Origin of the sequence: Campylobacter sp. CFSAN093233, assembly GCF_011068165.1 — a bacterium.
GTDB lineage: Bacteria > Campylobacterota > Campylobacteria > Campylobacterales > Campylobacteraceae > Campylobacter_D > Campylobacter_D jejuni.
On sequence record NZ_JAAMWY010000001.1, the window covers coordinates 72,460 to 92,818 of the forward strand.

At 29.5% G+C, this 20,359-nt stretch carries 20 protein-coding genes; 19 read left to right on the forward strand and 1 reads right to left on the reverse strand.

Annotation, left to right across the window (positions count from 1 at the left end; all coding sequences use genetic code 11):
* Positions 1-2 precede the first annotated feature (2 nt).
* The 19 genes from FBF15_RS00365 to FBF15_RS00455 all read left to right on the forward strand — a co-directional run bounded on the left by FBF15_RS00365 (position 3) and on the right by FBF15_RS00455 (position 19,600).
* Positions 3-266: a cytochrome c oxidase, cbb3-type, CcoQ subunit gene (locus FBF15_RS00365; RefSeq protein WP_002804842.1), complete on the forward strand. Its 264-nt coding sequence runs from the start codon at positions 3-5 to the stop codon at positions 264-266.
* Complete coding sequence (locus FBF15_RS00370; RefSeq protein WP_002851306.1) at positions 266-1,129, forward strand: cbb3-type cytochrome c oxidase N-terminal domain-containing protein; 864 nt, start codon at positions 266-268, stop codon at positions 1,127-1,129. The genes FBF15_RS00365 and FBF15_RS00370 overlap by 1 nt, the downstream gene beginning before the upstream one ends.
* Positions 1,126-1,347, forward strand: coding sequence for a DUF4006 family protein (locus FBF15_RS00375; protein ID WP_072233211.1), 222 nt, complete (start codon positions 1,126-1,128; stop codon positions 1,345-1,347). The genes FBF15_RS00370 and FBF15_RS00375 overlap by 4 nt, the downstream gene beginning before the upstream one ends.
* Positions 1,344-1,445 carry a hypothetical protein gene (locus tag FBF15_RS00380; protein ID WP_002858872.1) on the forward strand — a complete coding sequence of 34 codons (102 nt, stop codon included), beginning with the start codon at positions 1,344-1,346 and terminating at the stop codon, positions 1,443-1,445. Before FBF15_RS00375 ends, FBF15_RS00380 begins: the two co-directional genes overlap by 4 nt.
* Complete coding sequence (locus tag FBF15_RS00385; protein WP_002851454.1) at positions 1,442-2,044, forward strand: hypothetical protein; 603 nt, start codon at positions 1,442-1,444, stop codon at positions 2,042-2,044. The genes FBF15_RS00380 and FBF15_RS00385 overlap by 4 nt, the downstream gene beginning before the upstream one ends.
* Complete coding sequence (locus tag FBF15_RS00390) at positions 2,031-2,552, forward strand: FixH family protein (protein ID WP_002851150.1); 522 nt, start codon at positions 2,031-2,033, stop codon at positions 2,550-2,552. Before FBF15_RS00385 ends, FBF15_RS00390 begins: the two co-directional genes overlap by 14 nt.
* Positions 2,549-4,915 (forward strand): PD-(D/E)XK nuclease family protein, encoded by a 2,367-nt coding sequence (locus FBF15_RS00395; RefSeq protein WP_165434522.1) that lies wholly within the window; start codon positions 2,549-2,551, stop codon positions 4,913-4,915. The genes FBF15_RS00390 and FBF15_RS00395 overlap by 4 nt, the downstream gene beginning before the upstream one ends.
* On the forward strand, positions 4,912-7,677 hold the full coding sequence (locus FBF15_RS00400) for a RecB-like helicase (RefSeq protein WP_165434523.1): 2,766 nt from the start codon (positions 4,912-4,914) through the stop codon (positions 7,675-7,677). Before FBF15_RS00395 ends, FBF15_RS00400 begins: the two co-directional genes overlap by 4 nt.
* Positions 7,678-7,760: 83 nt before the next feature.
* Complete coding sequence (rplM, locus tag FBF15_RS00405) at positions 7,761-8,186, forward strand: 50S ribosomal protein L13 (protein ID WP_002779321.1); 426 nt, start codon at positions 7,761-7,763, stop codon at positions 8,184-8,186.
* 2 nt (positions 8,187-8,188) lie between these two features.
* Positions 8,189-8,578: a 30S ribosomal protein S9 gene (rpsI, locus tag FBF15_RS00410; RefSeq protein WP_038816852.1), complete on the forward strand. Its 390-nt coding sequence runs from the start codon at positions 8,189-8,191 to the stop codon at positions 8,576-8,578.
* A gap of 124 nt (positions 8,579-8,702) precedes the next feature.
* A complete protein-coding gene (gene cadF / locus FBF15_RS00415) occupies positions 8,703-9,662 on the forward strand; it encodes a fibronectin-binding outer membrane protein CadF (protein WP_002851185.1) in 960 nt (319 codons plus the stop codon).
* The gene (locus tag FBF15_RS00420; protein ID WP_002921286.1) at positions 9,662-10,303 is read left to right on the forward strand and encodes an HAD family hydrolase; all 642 of its coding nucleotides are present in this window, start codon (positions 9,662-9,664) and stop codon (positions 10,301-10,303) included. The genes cadF and FBF15_RS00420 overlap by 1 nt, the downstream gene beginning before the upstream one ends.
* Before the next feature lie 92 nt (positions 10,304-10,395).
* Positions 10,396-13,956 carry a pyruvate:ferredoxin (flavodoxin) oxidoreductase gene (nifJ, locus tag FBF15_RS00425; protein ID WP_002851382.1) on the forward strand — a complete coding sequence of 1,187 codons (3,561 nt, stop codon included), beginning with the start codon at positions 10,396-10,398 and terminating at the stop codon, positions 13,954-13,956.
* Positions 13,957-13,979: 23 nt separating this feature from the next.
* Positions 13,980-14,291 (forward strand): hypothetical protein, encoded by a 312-nt coding sequence (locus FBF15_RS00430; RefSeq protein ID WP_002855438.1) that lies wholly within the window; start codon positions 13,980-13,982, stop codon positions 14,289-14,291.
* Positions 14,269-15,681: a pilus (MSHA type) biogenesis protein MshL gene (mshL, locus tag FBF15_RS00435; RefSeq protein ID WP_002855316.1), complete on the forward strand. Its 1,413-nt coding sequence runs from the start codon at positions 14,269-14,271 to the stop codon at positions 15,679-15,681. Before FBF15_RS00430 ends, mshL begins: the two co-directional genes overlap by 23 nt.
* Positions 15,674-16,282, forward strand: a complete 609-nt coding sequence (locus FBF15_RS00440) for an ATP-binding protein (RefSeq protein WP_002851464.1) — start codon at positions 15,674-15,676, stop codon at positions 16,280-16,282. The genes mshL and FBF15_RS00440 overlap by 8 nt, the downstream gene beginning before the upstream one ends.
* 3 nt (positions 16,283-16,285) lie before the next feature.
* Entirely contained in the window at positions 16,286-16,873 is a 588-nt protein-coding gene (locus tag FBF15_RS00445) for a membrane protein (RefSeq protein WP_002851370.1), read from the forward strand.
* A complete protein-coding gene (locus FBF15_RS00450) occupies positions 16,863-18,422 on the forward strand; it encodes a GspE/PulE family protein (RefSeq protein ID WP_070299446.1) in 1,560 nt (519 codons plus the stop codon). The genes FBF15_RS00445 and FBF15_RS00450 overlap by 11 nt, the downstream gene beginning before the upstream one ends.
* Positions 18,419-19,600: a type II secretion system F family protein gene (locus FBF15_RS00455; protein ID WP_165434524.1), complete on the forward strand. Its 1,182-nt coding sequence runs from the start codon at positions 18,419-18,421 to the stop codon at positions 19,598-19,600. The genes FBF15_RS00450 and FBF15_RS00455 overlap by 4 nt, the downstream gene beginning before the upstream one ends.
* Here the strand turns inward: FBF15_RS00455 and FBF15_RS00460 are convergent.
* Positions 19,593-20,357: a TSUP family transporter gene (locus FBF15_RS00460; RefSeq protein WP_002855301.1), complete on the reverse strand. Its 765-nt coding sequence runs from the start codon at positions 20,355-20,357 to the stop codon at positions 19,593-19,595. The two genes, FBF15_RS00455 and FBF15_RS00460, sit on opposite strands and share 8 nt — an antisense overlap.
* Positions 20,358-20,359: the final 2 nt, after the last annotated feature.

Here is a 20,359-nt window from a genome sequence, read left to right on the forward strand (position 1 = left end):
TGATGGAACATTTATCAATAGTTTTTGATGTGATTAAAAATTTAATCACATTTGATTTAGCAACAGTTCAAAAACATGAGTGGGAGATTTTCCAAGGTTATGGTTTTTTTGCACTCGTGATGTTTTTGTCAATAGTATTATATGCGTATTTGTATCATTTATATAGAACAGAAAAAAAAGGCGAGAGAAATTATGAAAATTATGCAAACCTTGCCTTAAAAGATGATATTGATGATAGTGTATTAGAAAGTAAAAGGAGTGCTTAATGCAATGGTTAAATTTAGAAGATAATGTTAATCTCTTATCTTTAATTGGAGCTATTCTTATCATTTTAATCACACTAGTTATTGTGGGTAGAATGTTTAAGCAAATGAAAGAAAAGAAAGGCGAGTCAGAGCTTAGTGAACATAGTTGGGATGGAATAGGAGAGTATAAAAATGCTGTTCCTACTGGTTGGGCTGTGGTATTTTTCCTGACTATTGTTTGGGCTATTTGGTATTTTCTATGGGGATATCCTTTAAATTCTTTTTCAAGTATAGGTCAATATAATGAAGAAGTAGCAACTCATAATACAAAATTTGAAGAAAAATTTAAAAATTTATCTCCTGAAGATAAAATAGCAATGGGTCAAAATATCTTTTTAGTTCAGTGTTCGGCTTGTCATGGAATTACAGGAGATGGTATCAATGGTAAAGCTCAAAATTTAAATATTTGGGGTAGTGAAGAAGGTATAATCAATGTAATTAAACATGGTTCAAAAGGTATGAATTTTCCAGGTGGAGAAATGCTTGGTGCTGCTGATTTAGGTGTAGCAGAAGAAGATATCCCTGCTATTGCTGCTTATGTAGCAAAAGATCTTTCAGCTATTAAGAAAACTGCAAATGAAAATTTAGTAGCAAAAGGTAAAGAAGCTTATGCAACTTGTGCAGCATGCCATGGAGAAGATGGAAAAGGTCAAGATGGAATGTTCCCAGATCTTACAAAATACGGTTCTGCAGCTTTTGTAGTAGATGTTTTACATAGTGGTAAGGCTGGTTTTATAGGAACAATGCCGAGTTTTCCAACACTTAATGATATTCAAAAAGAAGCTGTTGGCGAGTATGTAATTTCTCTTTCAAGGGGTGAATGATGGAAAATAATAATAGATGCGTGTTTTCTCTTTCAGGTGTTACAGGTATGTTAATTGCTACGGTTTTGTTGCTTGCTATCTTAGCAGTTTTAACTATTTGGAGTCTTAAAGCTCAGCAAGAAGTGATGCAAAAGCCATATAGTCTTAAAGATGTACAAAGTGTAAAGATGTTTGGTTCAAAAGAACAAGATCATAGAAGTATAAAGGAAGCACAATGAGTAAGGCTTTGGAATATTTAATTGTTATTGGTTTAGTTGTTGCTGCTGCAATCACCGCTTGGTCGGTTTTGACCGTAAATCATCTTCATATAGGATGAAAAAAATATTACAAGATGGCTTTTTTTTAGCTATCTTCTTCTTTGTTTTATTGCCTTCTAGGGTTTTTGCTCTTGATGCTGTACTTTTTAATGAAAATATTTTAAGTCAAAAAGTAAGTAACGAGATTAATCTTATAGGAAAAGAGCTTTACCAAAAAAGTAATATTTTTATCGGCGTTATGGTTGGTGATAAAACTGAAATTGAAACTTTATTAAATAAACAAAAAGAACTTCCTCAATCTTATATATTGCTTCTTTTGTCAAAAAATTCTCACAAAGTTGATATAGTGGGCTCAAAAGGTGCTTTAGCTTTGATTGATAAAGAAGCTGTGCTTAGTCCTTATCCTGGAACAGGATCTATTTTGCCGATATTAGCTACAAATAAAGGTGATATTTATAATGCTGCTATACTTAATGGTTATGCAGATATTGTAGATCGTGTGGCAAAATCCTTGGGATTACAATTAGAACATTCTATAGGTAATGCAAATCGTGATACTATCAATATTTTAAGAATACTTATTTATGGATTTATTTGCTTTGCATTGTTATACTATGCACAAAGAAGAATAAAGAGGAAAAAAAATGTTAGAAACTAAAAAAAGTTTTTGGCCTTATGGTATTTTGCTTTCACTTTTGGCTATAATTATTGCTTGTATTGTAACGATTTTTATAGCAAGTCACCATCCTGTGTATGAGGATGATTTTTATTTTGACTCTTATCAAAATGTTGAAAATAATTACAATCAAATACAAAAACAACAAGTAAATTTTGATAAATTTTTTAAAGTAAATTTTCAAAATGATAAAATCACTTTTATAGGTAAAAGAAAAATTCCTAGTTATGAAGTGGATCAAAATTCCTATGTTGCAAATTTTAAAATTTCTGCATTACAAAATATAAATTCTAATGATTTAAAAGTTCAAGTTCTTCTTACAAGACCATTCACTAAAAATTTTGATCAAAAGTTAGAAGGACAAGTTAAAAATGGAATTTTAAGTATCGCTTTACCTAAATTAGATAAAGGTAGATGGGAGCTTAAGCTAAAGTTTTATGCAAATCAAGAAACAGTGGGTTTTTTTAGCTACGAATTAAATGCTCAATGAAATTAAGAATTTTTAGCTCTTCAAGGCAAATTAGAGAATATTATAATCAAAAAAAACAGCAAAATGCTTTATTAGATAGTGCTATTCATATAGGTGAATTTTTAGATAAAGTTTGTTTGAGCAATTTTCATAAAGCAAGTTCTTATGAAAGTTTGCTTTTAATGCAAGAAGCTTGTCTAAAAAGTAAGGATTTAGAAAAAAAACTAGGAATTTCGGTAGAATTTTTTGCTTTTTTGAAAAATAACGAATATCTTTTTTCTTTTTTTAAAGAACTGAGTTTGGAAAAAAAAAGCATAGAAGATCTTAAAAACAATGATTATTATGCCACCTATAATGAACATTTGGAAATTTTAGATGAGGTATATAAGAATTATCTTGCTTTGCTTGAAAAGAATTCTTTTTATGATGATCTTTCTTTACCTAAAAATTACACTCTTAATAAAGATTTTTTAGATGAGTATGAAGCTATAGTTTATGATTTGCAAGGTTTTTTAAGTAAATTTGAAGAAAATTTATTAAGTGAAATTTCTCAGATTAAAGAAGTGGTTTTAAGTTTTAAAACGAGTAAATTTAATCTTGAATATCTTTTAAAACTTGATTTTTTAAAAATATTTGATTTAAAAATAAACACTCATTATGAAATCAATCTTTCAAAACAAGAGATCTTAAAAGAAGAAATTTTTAAAACAAAAAATTCAAAAATGAAACTCAAATCTTTTGAATTAAGGGCTTTGCAATGTGCTTTTGTTATGGATGAAATTTCACATTTTGTACGCAAAGGTTTAAAGCCTGAAAATATTGCAGTTATAACTCCAGATGAAAGTTTTTGTGAGTTTTTAAGACTTTTTGATAAAGACAATATGCTTAACTTTGCAAGTGGAATTAGTATTAAAGAGAGTTTGTTTTATCAAAAATTTCAAGCACTTTATGAAAGTGCTAGTAGTGCTTCTTTTGTCTATAAAAATCAAGAGGATTATTTTGAAGACACGCAGATGATTTTTGATTATCACAATACGCTTTTACATTCTTTAAAACTTGATTTTATAGAGTTTAAAAAGTATTTTGATGAGAAATGTGATTTTAAATATTTTGAAAAATTACTTGCTTTGTTTTTAGAAAATGAAAAGCAAGAGCTTATTTATTTGATACGAAAAGAACTTTATTTTATTAAAGATTTATTGAAAAATCAGTCTTTAACTCTTAAAGAGTTGATCCATCTTTTTTTCATGCAAATTTCACAACTTTCCCTTAGTGATGTAGGTGGAGGTAAGGTTACGGTAATGGGACTTTTAGAAAGTCGTGGGCTTTGTTTTGATGGAGTGATTTTGGTTGATTTTAATGAAGAATTTATTCCTAAAAGAAGTGTTAATGAGCTTTTTTTAAACAATGAAGTGCGTAAAAAAGCAGGATTGATTAGCTATGATAGAAGAGAAAATTTACAAAGATTTTATTATGAAAGCTTGATGAAGAATGCTTTAGAAGTAAGTATTTGCTTTGTGGAAAATGAAGAAAAAAGCAAATCACGTTTTTTAGATGAACTTGATTTTGACTTTTTTTATGAAACTCATATCCACCAAAAAGCTTATCTTAATGCTTTAAAATTAGACTATGAAGGCATAAAACCTAATCTAACTCCTATAAAAGCTCCTATTTTAAAGCATAATCCTTTCGAGTTTCCGCTTTCTTTTAGTCGTTTTAATTTATTGGAAAATCAAAAAAGAACTTATTATTATCGTTATATTTTAAATTTAGCAGAACCTAGGGTTTTAAGCGAGGAAAGCAAAGCGAAAAATCAAGGAAATTTTATCCATAAAATGCTTGAAATTTATTATAAAAATTATGCAAATAATGATTTTGATATAAAAGTTTTTGCAAATTTATTGGATAAAGAATATCAAAAATACAATATCAGTGAACTTGATCTTGAAGTATTTAAATTAAAATTTATACAATTTGCTAAAAATGAAAAAGAGCATTTTTCAAAAGGCTTTTATGTCGCACATACAGAGCTTGAGTTAAACAATATTTTAAAGCTCGGAACAGATAGTATAAAACTTAAGGGTACTATAGATCGTATCGATAGTTCAAAAGAAGGTAATTTGATTATTGATTATAAAAGTGGAAAAGTGCCAAGTAATTCTTATCAACTTGCTTTTTACCAAGCTTTATATGATGAAAATGCAAGCGTGGGTTTTTATGATTTAAATAGTATGCAAATATTGCATCAAAAAGCCAAAAGTTTAGATGAGCTAAGAGAAAGACTTAAAGATTTAGTTCTTATGAGTAAGGAAGAAATAGAGTTTGAAAATGAACAAGATGAGTATTGTCCTTATAAACTCATTTATAAAAAGGAATTAAAATGAGTCAATTTGAGCCTTTTTTGGCATTAGAAGCGAGTGCAGGAAGCGGAAAAACCTTTGCCTTGAGTGTGCGTTTTGTAGCACTTATTTTAAAAGGAGCTAGGATTAATGAAATTTTAGCTTTAACTTTTACCAAAAAAGCTGCTAATGAAATGCAAAAAAGAATTATTGAGACTTTTTTAAATTTAGAAAAAGAAAATAAAACCAGTGAATGCAATGAACTTTGCAAGCTTTTAGGTAAAGATAAAGAAGAGCTTATTTCTTTAAGAGATGCTAAAAAAGAAGAATTTTTAAGAACAGAGTTAAAAATCAGTACTTTTGATGCTTTTTTCGGAAAAATTTTGCGTGTTTTTGCTTTAAATTTGGGCTTAAGTAGTGATTTTACAATGAGTGAAGAGAGGCTTGATGTAAGAGAGATTTTTTTAAAACTTCTTAAAAAAGATGAATTAAAAGATTTGGCTTATTATATTAATTTAGTTGATGAGAAAGAAAATTTTTTTAACGAGCTTGAAAAATTTTATGAGAATGCTTATTTTCAAAATCGTCCTAAAATTCTAAATCCAACTAAAGCTTATATCAATAAAGCTTATAGTGAGTTAAGAAGTTATTGTTTGGGTCTTACTCATGTAAAAAATTATAAAAATTTGTGTGACAATTTTAAAAGTGAAGTTTTAGATTTATCTGTATTTATGCAATCAAGTTTTATGACAAAATTTGAAAGTACAAAATATTTGCAAGATTTAGAAAGCACTAACTTGCATTTTAGTGCAAAAAGAATGGAGCTTATAAATGCTTTAAATACTTATGCTATAGAGCTTGAAAATTATAAAATTGCTAATTTAATGAATCTTTTAAATCATTATAGTGAAGCTAAAAATATATTTCATAAAGATAAAAATACCTTAAATTTCCAAGATGTGAGTAAAAAAGTTTATGAGCTAATAACTAGTGAATTTAAGGATATGATTTATTTTCGTTTAGATGGTTTTATTTCGCATTTGCTTATTGATGAATTTCAAGATACAAGCGTGATCCAATATCAAATTTTACGCCCTTTGATTACTGAGCTTGTTTCAGGAGAAGGAGTTAAAAAAAATCGCACTTTTTTTTATGTAGGAGATAAAAAACAAAGTATTTATCGCTTTCGTAAAGGAAAAAAAGAATTATTTGATTTGTTAAAACAAGAATTTAGTCAAATTAAAAGTGATAATTTAAATACTAATTATCGTTCTAAAGAGCTTTTGGTTGATTTTGTTAATGAAACTTTTAAAGAAAAAATCAAAGATTATAAAGAACAATTTGCCTTAGAAAGTAAAAAAGGCGGTTTTGTGCGTATTGTGGAGTCTAAGGAACAAAAGGTTAAAAACCAAGCCCAAGAAATTAAGGAAAAGACTTTAGAAACTTTATTTGAGCAAATTAATTTTTTAAGATCTAAAAATATTTCTTATGATGATATTTGTATTTTGTGTTGGAAAAATAGCGATGCGGATATGGTTTTGGATTTTTTAAGAGAGCAAAATATTCCTGCTTTTACTCAAAGTAATGTTTTGCTTGAAAATAAAGCAAGTGTAAGACTTGTTTTAGAATATGCTAAATATTGTATTTTTGGTGATGAGTTTTACTTGGTATTTTTAAAGGAACTTTTAGGTTTTGAGCCGAGAAAAATTACCCTTGATTTTTCAAAAAATGCTATGGAAAATGTACTTTTTTTAATAAAAGAATTAAAACTTGATTTAAATGATATCGCTTTAATACAATTTATCGAATATGCTAAAACTAAGGAGAATTTTTTAAAGCTTTTATTTGAGCCTTGTGCTTTGAAAATAGTAAGCGAACAAAATATGGGAATTAGTATTATGAGTGTGCATAAATCTAAGGGTTTGGAATTTGATCATGTGATTTTACTTGATAGTTTATCTAAAAACAATTCAAACAATGAAGATATCATGCTTGAATATGATATCAATCAAGGTTGGCAACTCCATATTAAAGATAAAATTCGAGAGCTTACTAAAGAGCCTATTTATACTCTTTTTAAAGAAAATATTACAAGAGCAAATTATGAAGATGATATTAATAAACTTTATGTGGCTTTTACAAGAGCTAAGGAAAGTTTGATCATCATAAAAAGAAATGAAGAAAGTGTAAATGGAAATTATCCAAGTTATTTTAAGGGGGGATTTTTAAATATACATTCTCAAGAGAGAGGTTTTTTAGAAAGCAAAGAACAAATTTTAAGCGTTAAAAAAGAAAGCATTCAAACTTTGCAAAAATTTGAAAAAATTACCTTGCAAGAAATTCAAAGCGAAGAAAGGCTTGATAGTAAAGAACTATATTTTGGAAATGCTTTTCACTTTTTTATGCAAAATTTAAAACTTCCTAAGGGTGAAAATTTTCAAATACTTACTCAAAGATGCAAGAGTAAATTTAGACATTTTTTAGATGAGAGTGATTTTGAAAAGCTTTTTAAAAGAATTGAAATTTTACTTAAAAATATTCAATTTCAAAATTTGATTGGTGATGGAAAGCTTTTAAAAGAACAAGCTTTGAGTTTTAATGGAGAAATTAAACAATTAGACTTGCTTGCTTTAAAAGATGAAGAAGCTTTTATAATTGATTATAAAACAGGTCTTGCTATGCAAGATAAACATAAAGAGCAGGTAGGAACTTATAAGATCGCCATTAGTGAAATTTTGCAAAAAGATAAAGTGCGTGCTTTTATAGTTTATTGTTTGGAAAATGAAATTCAAATTTTGGAAATATAAACTTTATTTTTACTTAAATTAAGTAAAAATTAATATTATTTTTTATACAATCACATTTTAAATTTTTGGCAAAGGTAAAAATTATGACAAAGATAACAAAGCCAAACGAAGTAAAACGAGAATGGATTGTTTTAGACGCAGAAGGCAAACGCTTTGGTCGTCTTTTAACTGAAGTAGCAACAATTTTGAGAGGTAAAAACAAGCCTTGCTTTACTCCAAATGTTGATTGTGGTGATTATGTAATTATCATCAATGCTTCAAAAGCTGTATTTACAGGTGCTAATAAAGCAGAAGATAAGCTTTATCATAGACATTCAGGATATTTTGGAAGTGTAAAAAGTGAAAAATTTGGTGATTTACTTGAAAAAAATCCTGCAAAATTGTATAAATTAGCAGTTAGAGGTATGCTTCCTAAAACAAATTTGGGCAGAGCTATGCTTAAAAAATTAAAAATCTATGCGGGTAGTGAGCACCCACACACTGCACAAATTGCTAAAGAAGGAAAATAATCATGGCAACAACATACGCAACAGGTAAGAGAAAAACTGCTATCGCAAAGGTATGGGTAAAACCAGGTAGTGGTAAAATTAGTGTTAATGGTTTTGATTTAAACACTTGGCTTGGTGGACACGAGGCGATTAAGCTTAAAGTGGTTCAACCTTTACTTGTGACTAAACAAGAAACTTCAATGGATATTAAGGCAACTACTTTAGGCGGGGGCTATAGTGCTCAAGCTGAAGCTTTAAGACATGGAATTTCAAGAGCTTTAGCAGCTATGGATGCTGATTTTAGAGCCTTATTAAAACCTAAAGGACTTCTTACTAGAGATAGTAGAACTGTTGAGCGTAAAAAATATGGACGCCGCAAAGCAAGAAGAAGCCCACAATTCTCTAAACGTTAATATTTTTGGTGGGATTTTCCCACCTTTCTACAATTTTTTATAAAACTCATCCTTTTTTCTATCATTTATGTTATAATTGCAAAATTTAAATTTTTATTTTATAACACAATGAAAGGTTTTTTCTATGAAAAAAATATTCTTATGTTTAGGTTTGGCAAGTGTTTTATTTGGTGCTGATAACAATGTAAAATTTGAAATCACTCCAACTTTAAACTATAATTACTTTGAAGGTAATTTAGATATGGATAATCGTTATGCACCAGGGATTAGACTTGGTTATCATTTTGACGATTTTTGGCTTGATCAATTAGAATTTGGGTTAGAGCATTATTCTGATGTTAAATATACAAATACAAATAAAACTACAGATATTACAAGAACTTATTTGAGTGCTATTAAAGGTATTGATGTAGGTGAGAAATTTTATTTCTATGGTTTAGCAGGTGGAGGATATGAGGATTTTTCAAATGCTGCTTATGATAATAAAAGCGGTGGATTTGGACATTATGGCGCGGGTGTAAAATTCCGTCTTAGTGATTCTTTGGCTTTAAGACTTGAAACTAGAGATCAAATTAATTTCAATCATGCAAACCATAATTGGGTTTCAACTTTAGGTATTAGTTTTGGTTTTGGTGGCAAAAAGGAAAAAGCTGTAGAAGAAGTTGCTGATACTCGTGCAACTCCACAAGCAAAATGTCCTGTTGAACCAAGAGAAGGTGCTTTGTTAGATGAAAATGGTTGCGAAAAAACTATTTCTTTGGAAGGTCATTTTGGTTTTGATAAAACTACTATAAATCCAACTTTTCAAGAAAAAATCAAAGAAATTGCAAAAGTTTTAGATGAAAATGAAAGATATGATACTATTCTTGAAGGACATACAGATAATATCGGTTCAAGAGCTTATAATCAAAAGCTTTCTGAAAGACGTGCTAAAAGTGTTGCTAATGAACTTGAAAAATATGGTGTAGAAAAAAGTCGCATCAAAACAGTAGGTTATGGTCAAGATAATCCTCGCTCAAGCAATGACACTAAAGAAGGTAGAGCGGATAATAGAAGAGTGGATGCTAAATTTATTTTAAGATAATGAATAAAACTATTTTATTTGATTTAGATGGCACTTTAATTGATTCTACTGATGCTATTTTAAATTCTTTCCAAGGAGCTTTTAAAGCCCTTGGATTAACTTCTAAAAATAATGAAGAAATCAAAAATCTCATAGGTTATCCTTTAGAGCAAATGTTTAGAATGCTTTATCCAGATAAAGTAAATTTAAGTAAAGAATTTGTATTAGCTTATCGTGAAATTTATGCACAAATTTATTTAGAACAAACCACTCTTTTGCCTAAAGCAAAAGAAGCATTAGAACTTGGAAGCGAAATTGCAGATCTTGGTATAGTTACAACAAAAGGAGGTAAATTTACTCCGATTTTACTTGATTATTTGGGAGTTAAAAAATTCTTTAAAACTTTAATTACTCTTGAAGATGTCACAAATCCAAAGCCAAGTTCCGAACCTATAATTTTAGCCTTAAAAAGACTCAATAAAACTCAAGAAAATGCCTATATGATAGGCGATACAATATTAGATATTCAAGCTGCAATTTCTGCTAATATCACTCCTTTGGCCTTAACTTGTGGCTATGGCAATGAAAATGAATTAAAAGCTCATTCTATAGTATTTTTAAATGCATATGAGGCTGTTAATTATATAGCTAGATTAAACTAATTTCAAGTTTTCGTTAAACGCCTTTTAAGAGAATTTATAGTAAATTGATAGCTAAAAAATTATAAAAATTATCAATATAAAGGAAGGTCTCAATGGGTAAAATTATGAAAACTATGGACGGAAATGAGGCTGCTGCATACGCTGCGTATGCTTTTACTGAAGTTGCTGGAATTTATCCTATTACACCTAGTTCTCCTATGGCTGATTATACCGATATGTGGGCAGCTGCAGGAAAAAAAAATCTTTTTGGAGTTCCTGTAAAAATCGTAGAAATGCAAAGTGAAGCAGGAGCTGCAGGTAGTGTGCATGGATCTTTACAAGCTGGGGCTTTGACTACAACTTATACGGCTTCTCAAGGATTACTCCTTAAAATTCCAAATATGTATAAAATAGCAGGTCAATTACTCCCCTGTGTAATCCATGTAGCAGCGCGTTCTTTGGCTGCTCAAGCTTTGTCTATCTTTGGTGATCATCAAGATATTTATGCAGCAAGACAAATTGGTTTTGCTATGCTTTGTTCGCATTCTGTGCAAGAAACCATGGACTTAGCTGGTGTAGCACATTTAGCTGCAATTAAGGGAAGAGTGCCATTTTTACATTTTTTTGATGGTTTTAGAACAAGCCATGAAATTCAAAAAGTTGAAGTAATGGATTATGCGCATTTTGATAGATTATTAGATAGAGAAGCTTTGCTTGAATTTAGAAATAATGCTTTAAATCCAGAAAATCCAAAAACACGTGGAACAGCACAAAATGATGATATTTATTTTCAAACTAGAGAAGTAAGCAATCGTTTTTACGATGCTTTACCTGATGTTGTTAATGAATATATGCAAGAAATTTCAAAAATTACAGGTAGAGAATACAAACCATTTACTTATTATGGTCACAAAGAGCCAGAGTGTGTGATTGTTGCTATGGGTTCTGTAACTCAAGCACTTGAAGAAGTGGTGGACTATCTTAATGCCAAGGGTGAAAAGGTAGGGATTTTAAAAGTTTATCTTTATCGCCCATTTAGTTTAAAATATTTCTTTGATGTTATGCCAAAATCAGTGAAAAAAATTGCGGTTTTAGATAGAACCAAAGAACCAGGAAGTCTTGGAGAACCACTTTATCTTGATGTAAAATCAGCTTTCTATGGAAGAGAAAATGCTCCTGTTATAGTGGGTGGAAGATACGGACTTTCTTCAAAGGATGTTGATCCTGCTCAAATGATAGCAGTATTTGAAAATCTTAAACTTGATAATCCAAAAGATGGCTTTACTGTAGGTATAATTGATGATGTAACTCATACTTCACTGAGTACTGGAGAGAAAATTTCACTTGGAGATGAAAGTACGATCGAATGTTTATTTTACGGACTTGGTGCTGATGGAACTGTGGGCGCAAATAAAAACTCGATTAAAATCATCGGAGATAAAACGGATTTTTACGCTCAAGCTTATTTTGCTTATGATTCTAAAAAATCAGGGGGTTATACAAGAAGCCATTTAAGATTTTCTAAAAAACCTATCCGTTCAACTTATCTTGTTTCAACTCCGCATTTTATCGCTTGTTCGGTAGCGGCTTATTTGGAAATTTATGATGTTTTAGCAGGAATTCGCAAAGGAGGAACTTTCCTTTTAAATAGTATTTGGAATGCTGAAGAAACCATAAGACAACTTCCAGATGCAGTAAAGAAAACTTTAGCTGAAAAAGAAGTAAATTTTTATATCATCAATGCAACCAAACTAGCTCGTGATATAGGTTTGGGAAATCGTACAAATACCATTATGCAATCAGCCTTTTTCAAACTTGCAAAAATCATTCCTTATGAAGACGCACAAAAATACATGAAAGAGCTTGCGTATAAATCTTATAGTAAAAAAGGCGATGCTATTGTAGAAATGAATTACAAGGCTATTGATGTGGGTGCTGATGGACTTGTAAAAGTTGAAGTGGATCCAAATTGGAAAAATTTAGAGCTTAAAGAAAAAGAACAAACCAATGCCTATAAAGGTACTGAATTTGTTGAAAAAATCGTAAAACCTATGAATGCGGCTAAGGGTGATGATTTACCTGTTTCAGCCTTTTTAGGTTATGAAGATGGAAGTTTTGAACACGGCACAACCGAATACGAAAAACGCGGTGTTGGGGTTATGGTACCAAGATGGATAGAGGCAAATTGTATTCAATGCAATCAATGTGCTTCAGTTTGTCCGCATGCTGTTATCAGGCCATTTTTGATTAATGATGAAGAAATGGCAAATGCACCTCGCGGTGTAAAAGATCATGCTTTAGAAGCTAAAGGAACCAAAGGAGAAAAATTAAGCTTTAAAATTCAAGTTTCTCCACTTGATTGTACAGGCTGTGAGCTTTGTGTTCATGAGTGTCCTACTAAAGAAAAATCTTTGGTTATGGTACCACTTCAAGAAGAGATGGATTTTGGTGAGCAAGAAAATGCGGATTATTTATTTAAAGAAATTACTTATAAAGATGATATTTTAAATAAAGAAACCACAAAAGGAGCGCAATTTGCCCAACCTTTATTTGAATTCCATGGGGCATGTCCTGGATGTGGGGAAACTCCTTATATTACTTTAATTACAAGATTGTTCGGTGAAAGAATGATTGTGGCTAATGCTACAGGTTGTAGTTCTATTTATGGGGGTTCAGCTCCATCAACTCCTTATAGAAAAAGTGTGAAAAATGGACACGGTCCTGCTTGGGGAAATTCACTTTTTGAAGACAATGCTGAGTTTGGTTTGGGTATGAAAATTGCAACTGAAAATACAAGACACCGCATTGAACATATCATGAATGAAAGTATGCAAGAAGTTCCAAATGCTTTATCAGCTCTTTTTAAAGATTGGATTGCAAATAAAGACAATGGTGCTATGTCTGTGGAAATTAAAGATAAAATGATCCCTATTTTAGAGCAAAATAAAAATATTAAAGCCGTACAAGATATATTAGAGCTTAAACAGTATTTAAGTAAAAAATCTCACTGGATTTTTGGTGGTGATGGTTGGGCTTATGATATAGGCTATGGCGGACTTGATCATGTTTTAGCAAGTGGAGAAAATGTAAATATTTTAGTGCTTGATACAGAAGTTTATTCTAATACAGGCGGTCAAAGTTCAAAATCTTCTAGAACAGGAGCTGTAGCACAGTTTGCAGCAGCAGGCAAACCTATACAGAAAAAAGATCTAGGTCAAATTGCTATGACTTATGGTTATATTTTTGTAGCACAAGTAAATTCAACGGCAAATTATACTCATCTTATCAAAGCTATCACTGCAGCTGAGGCCTATGATGGACCATCTTTGGTGATTTGTTATTCTCCTTGTATAGCTCATGGTATTAAAGGTGGGCTGGGTTACTCAGGAGAGCAAGGTGAGCTTGCTACAAAATGTGGTTATTGGCCACTTTATACCTTTGATCCTCGTTTAGAAGAGCAAGGAAAAAATCCTTTAACTCTAACAGGAAAAGAACCTGATTGGGATTTATATGAGCAATTTTTGATGAATGAAGTGCGTTATAATTCACTTAAAAAAGCAAATCCTGAACACGCTGCTGAGCTTTTTGAACGCAATAAAAAAGACGCTCAACGTCGCTATAGACAGCTTAAGCGTATCGCTATGGCTGATTATAGCAATGAGGTCGAAAGCTGATAAAATATATTTTTAGTGCTACATTGTGTTTTAGCACTTTGTTTGCACAAGATAATTTTGAAGAGTATTTTAAACTTATAGATAAAGAAAATCGTATAAATTTTAATACTCTTCAAAACCCATTTGTGAATCCTACTTTTGAAAAATTAAGACATATTAAAATTACTGCAATTATGCTTGATAAAGTAAAAATTTATGATCGATGGTATAAAAAAGGTGATATGATTGATGATGCTATAATATATGAAATAAATACTAAAGAGATTAAATTCCAATATGATAATTTAGAAATTGCAATCCAAATAAATAAAAATGATAAGATTAATATTAATTAACATTCTTTTTTGCCATTATCTTTATGCTTTAGATTGTCAAAAGCGTCTTTTTGATATCAGTATTAATGAAAAATTAAGCATACAAGAAAGTCTTGATGAGCTTGCAAAATATTGTTCTTTTAGTATTATTGTTAAAGATAAAATTGCCAAAGAAAAATTAGAAATATTGCAAAACTCTGTCAATATTCATCAAATGAGTTTAGACGAAATTTTTAATTTTTTTATCAAAGAGCATGATCTTAGCTATGATTTTGATGGTAAAATTTTAAGAATTTCAGGCATTAATACGAAGATTTTTAAGATAAGTTATATCACTTCTATCAGAGAAGGACAAAGCATAACTAAAGCGTCTGTAGACGCTAAACCAAGGCAAAGTGAATATAGCGGTAGTTTTGATGACGCAGAAGACAATATGATTAAAAGTATGGAAAAATTTGATTTTTGGCAAAATATAGAAAAAGAGATTATTGTATTATTAAAAAATTCTCATGAAGATTATGAGGCTAAAATTCCCATTATAAATCCCAATGCAGGTCTTATTATAGTAACTGGAACAAATTCTCAGTTAAAAAGTGTGAAAAATTATTTGCAAAAACTAGAAAATCGTCTTAAAAAACAAGTTATTATCGATGTTAGCATACTTGCTGTGAGTTTAAATGAAAACCATTCTAGTGGGATTAATTGGCAAAATTTTAATATAGGTTTAAATTCGCAAGTAAATAATGAAAATTCTTTTATTCAGTTTCAAAATGGGCAAGGTTTTGTTAAGAATTTGGGTTTAAGGGCGAATTTAAATTTTGATTCTATTATTAACTTTCTTTCTCAAAATGGAAAAACTAGCGTGCTTTCTAATCCAAAGCTTATGGCTTTAAATAACCAACAAGCCATTATTTCTGTAGGTGATACTATAAATTATCAAGTTAAAGAAAGTTCTAAAGGCACTGAAAATGGGACTACTGTTAGTGAAAGTTATAACAATTATTCTATTTTTGTAGGCATTTTACTCAATATCTTGCCTGAAATTTCTGATGATGGAAAAATAATGCTCAGGATTAATCCAAGCTTAAGTGATTTTAAGTATCCAGAAGATAATAAACGACAAAAAGAACCAAGAACTATTGCTCCTGATACCATACAAAAAAAGCTTTCTAGTGTTGTGCAAGTAGAGAATAATCAAACTTTAATTTTAGGTGGATTGATTTCTCACGATAAATCTAATGAGAAAAATTCTATCAATTTTCTATCAAAAATTCCAATCCTAGGTTCTTTGTTTAAAGGAGAAGTTTTAAATTCTAAAGCAACCGAAATTGTTTTTATTATCACTCCAAGTATAGTAGATAGTGTAAATGCTCCAAGTCTTAAAGATCTAGGATTTAAGCATTATGAGTAAAATTATTCCATTTAGAGAAGAAATTTTTCATCAAATCAATCAAATTTTAGAAAGCCAAAAAGCTTTTATTTTTTTATGGGGAAAAAGTGGTAGTGGTAAAAGTGTATTGTTGCAAAGATTGGCAAAAAAATATAATGTTGATTTTATTAATGAAAATTTTAAAGATCAGAGTTTCTTAAAAGAAAAAATTGAGTTTTTGATTTCACAAGGTCAGAGTTTAATCATTCTTGATGAAGTGGGAATGTATGATTATGCAATGCTAGAAAGCATCAGGATTTATAGTGATTCTATAAGTTTTGTTTTAAGTTCTCATAAAAAGTTAAATATACTTAAAAAAGAGCATTTTAAAAGTCGTTTAAGTGCTTGTTTTAAATTGAAAAATATTAGTCTTTTAGAACTTGATGATTATATTAAATTGAAATTCGGAATGAATTTTTCAAATAAATGTCTTAAGTTTTTACAAAAAATTTCTCAAGGAAATTTAAGATATATTGATAAAACTTTAAAAAGTTTTTATGAGATAAATAGTTTTTTTGATAAAAACAAAAGTCAAGAGTATATTTTAAAGCTTAGTGCTTTAGAGAATGGCTTATTAAGGTAAGATATGCAAGAAAGAATTAAAGAGCTTGAGCTTAGGTATAAATACTTTTTACTTAAAAAATATTTAAAATATTTATTATTAATTATTCTAATATCAGTAATAGCATTTTGTTTTTTTGTGCTAATGCAAAAATATAATAAGCAAAAAAATATTTATTTGCAAGCTATTGAACATAAAAAGCATTTGGAGCAAAAGATTCTTCAAGCGCAAATTTTACAAGAAAAAAATAAGATTTCTAGGGAAAAGTTATATAAAGAACTAGAAGAAGTTAAAGCGGTGCAGGAAAATACACATATTAGCAAGATAGAAATTGATTCTAAAATTTTAAATATTTCTGATTTAAAAAAATCTTTTTATCAAAATCCAAGCTATGAAAAGGCATTAAATTTAGCTAAGAAGTATTTTGATATTAAAGCTTATCAAAAGACAATATTTTGGGCTTTAAAAGCCAATGAACTTGACAAGCAAAAACAAGATTCTTGGCTGATTTTTGCTCAGGCTAAAAGAGCTTTAGGCGAAGAAAAAGAAGCTCAAAGTGCTTTAGATGCTTATATAAATTATTATGGTTTAATGGAATTAGATGGAAAGTAGAATGGATAAAATTTTTCAAGCTTATATTGATAATGAAATAAGTCTTGATGAAATTTGCACTAAATTTAATATCACTTCTTGGGATTTTTTTAAAAAATTAGCAAATTTTTGTAATTTGCATTTTGTTGATTTAGATGAAGATAATGATTTTATTTATGAAGGTATACCTTTTTCTTTACTTTTAAAATTTAAATTTCTGCTTATTAAAAACAATGACGGCTTTATGATTATTAGATCCAAACCTTGTTCTTTAGAGCTTTTAGAGCAAGTTAAGACTTTTATGATTTGTGAAAAAATCGACACTGCAATTGCCGATGAGTTAAAGATAGCTAAAATTTTAAATCAAATTCGCATTCAAGAGGAGATTAAAAGATTAAGCATTAAGCTTAGACTTGAATGGCAAGAAAATCACAAAAGAGATGATCAAAGTTGCATCAGTCAAATTTTTGATTTTTTATTACATGAAATTTTATCTTTTCATGCGAGTGATATTCATATAGAAGCAAGGAATGATGATGCTTTGATTAGGTTTAGGGTTGATGGAATTTTGCGTGAATTTGCTATTTTTGAGAAGGATATTTATGAAGCTTTGGTTTTTCATGTCAAATTTTTAGCTTGTTTGAATTTAGCTGAATCAAGAAAAACGCAAGATGGAAGTTTTGAATTAGATTTTGAAAATGAAAGATATGATTTTCGTGTTTCATGTTTGCCTTTGATTTATGGCGAAAGTGTTGTTATAAGAATTTTAAAATATGATAAAGAAATTTTGGATTTGCATAAACTAAATCTTGGAGATAAAAATTTAAAAATTTTAAAAAAGATTTTACATCGTCCCAATGGAATGATTTTATTAACCGGTCCTACAGGTAGTGGTAAAAGCACAACTTTATACGCGTGTTTAAATGAGTTGAAAAGTATTGAAAAAAAGATTATTTCCGCAGAAGATCCTATAGAATATAAAATTCCTTTAGTGCAGCAAATTTTGCTCAATTCAAAAGTTGGAGTCGAGTTTAATAGTGTTTTAAGAGCAATTTTAAGGCAAGATCCTGATATTATCATGATAGGAGAAATTCGCGATGAAGAAAGTTTAGATATTGCACTTAAAGCTTCTTTAACAGGTCATTTGCTTTTAAGCACCTTGCATACTAATGATGCTCTTAGTACCATTGATAGGCTTTTGGATATGCAAGCAAAAAGTTACTTGATAGCATCGGCTTTGAGTCTTGTTATAGCACAGCGTTTGGTTAGAAAACTTTGTCCTTGGTGTAAGCAAAAAAGCAAAAAACATTATATTGAATTTGAAGGTGAATTTTTTGAACCAAAAGGATGTGAGCGTTGTCATCATAGTGGATTTTTTGGCAGAGAATTAATCGCTGAGTGCTTAGAGATCAATGAAGATTTAGCTTGTGCAATTAGGGAAAATCAAGATAAAACGATTTTAATGGAGCTTGCAAAAAAATATGGCTTTCAAACTATGTTTGAACAAGGTTTAAAAAAAGCTAAAGAAGGTCTTACAAGTATAGATGAGCTTTTAAGGGTTGTAAGATGAAATTTTATGAAGTAGAATTTCTTAAAAACAATCAAAATTATACAAAAACTATAAAAGCTGAAAATTTAAATACAGCACAAGCAAAAGCCTTATCAAAGAATTGGAAAATCATTGATATAAAAGAAATTCAAAAATCTAATTTTCAGAGATTAAAGGATGAAAATTTTATACTCTTTTTTAAAGAGCTAGCTTTGTTGTGTGAAGTTGGATTAAGTGTTCAAGAAGCGATTAGAGAATTATATCTTATACACTCTTGCAAGATTATGAAAAAAATATTAGACAATTTAATTTTAGCCCAAAATCTAAATCAAGCTTTTGAAAATGCTAATTTTGGATTAAATCGTGCGGAGTTAGCTTTGATTAAAACGGCTGAAAAGACAGGAAAAATCAGTGAAGTGTTTAGTCAAATTTCTAAACTTCGAGAAAAAAGCTTAGAGAGTCAAAAACAATTAAAAAAGGCTTTTAGATATCCTACTTTGGTTTTTTTAAGTATTATCGGAGCATTTTTGTTTTTAATGCTTTTTGTAGTGCCTAATTTTAAAGATTTATTTGAAAATTTAGGCGCGAGTTTGCCTTTTATCACGCATGTAATGTTAGAAATTTATAATTTTTTAGATGACTATGGAATTTTTTGCATATTTTTGTTTGTTATTTTTATTGTTATGCTTATTTTAGCTTATAAAAATTTTCATTCTTTTGCTTTTTCTTGTGATTTTTTATTTTTAAAAATACCTTTGATTTCTCGTTTGATTATTTATAATCAAAATTATTATTTTTTTATGGTTTTTTCTTTGCTTTTAAAAAATGGAATTTCAATATCTAAAGCTTTTGATTTAGCTATTATAGGGCTTGAAAATAAATTTTTAATTTTTCAGTATAAAAAACTTTTTAGTTTTATAGATTCTGGTCTTGAGTTAAGTCAGGCTTTTAAAAAGATTGATATTTTTGATTCTTTGGTATTTTCTATGCTTAGCGTTGCGATGAAAAGTGGAAGACTTGAAGTGTTAAGTGAAGAAATTGCCAAATATTATCAACAAAAAAGCGAAAATTTGATGGATAGATTTTTGGTTTTTTTAGAGCCTATGATGACTTTATTTGTGGCGCTTTTAGTTTTGTTTTTGGCTTTAGGTATATTTTTACCTATGTGGGAGCTTAGCTCAGGGGTTAATTTTAACTAAAATAATCCCAAGCTACTTTAATGATAGTAGCTCCTACAACGATTAAAAATAAAGTTTTTATAAACTTTCCATTAGTTTTTAACACAAGTTTTGAACCCAAATAAGCTCCTAAAACTTGTCCTACGCCCATAAGCAAGCCTACAGCCCATAAAAGTTCGTATTGCCATAAAAATATAGCAAGAGCAATGATATTACTAGTGAAATTTAAAATTTTAGTATTAATGCTTGCTTTTCTCATATTAAAACCTAGTAGCATCACACAAGCAAAAATCCAAAATGAACCTGTTCCAGGCCCTAAAAATCCATCATAAAATCCTAAAGTTAAGCCACAAATTAAATGAAAAATTTTGATATTTTTTATTTTAGGTTCACTTTCGTGTTTGCCTAAGTTAGGACGTAAGGCTGTATATAAGAAAGTAAGAGTTAAAAAGATTAAGATAATAAGCTTTAATTGCTCATCTTTTACAAAAAGAACGCTATAACTTCCTATAGCTGCTCCTAAGGCTGTAAAAAAAACACCCCAAGCAAGATGAGGTAGAGTGGTGGATTTAAAATAAGTTAAAGTAGCCGTAAAAGAACCAAAGACGCTTTGGAGTTTGTTTGTTGCTAAGGATAAATGCGCAGGAATTCCACAGGCTATGAGTGCTGGTAGAGTAATAAGCCCTCCTCCACCTACAATAGAATCTATAAAACCAGCAAAAAGAGCTACAAAAAAAAGTATGAAATAATAAATTGTATCTAAGTGCTCAAAGCCCATTT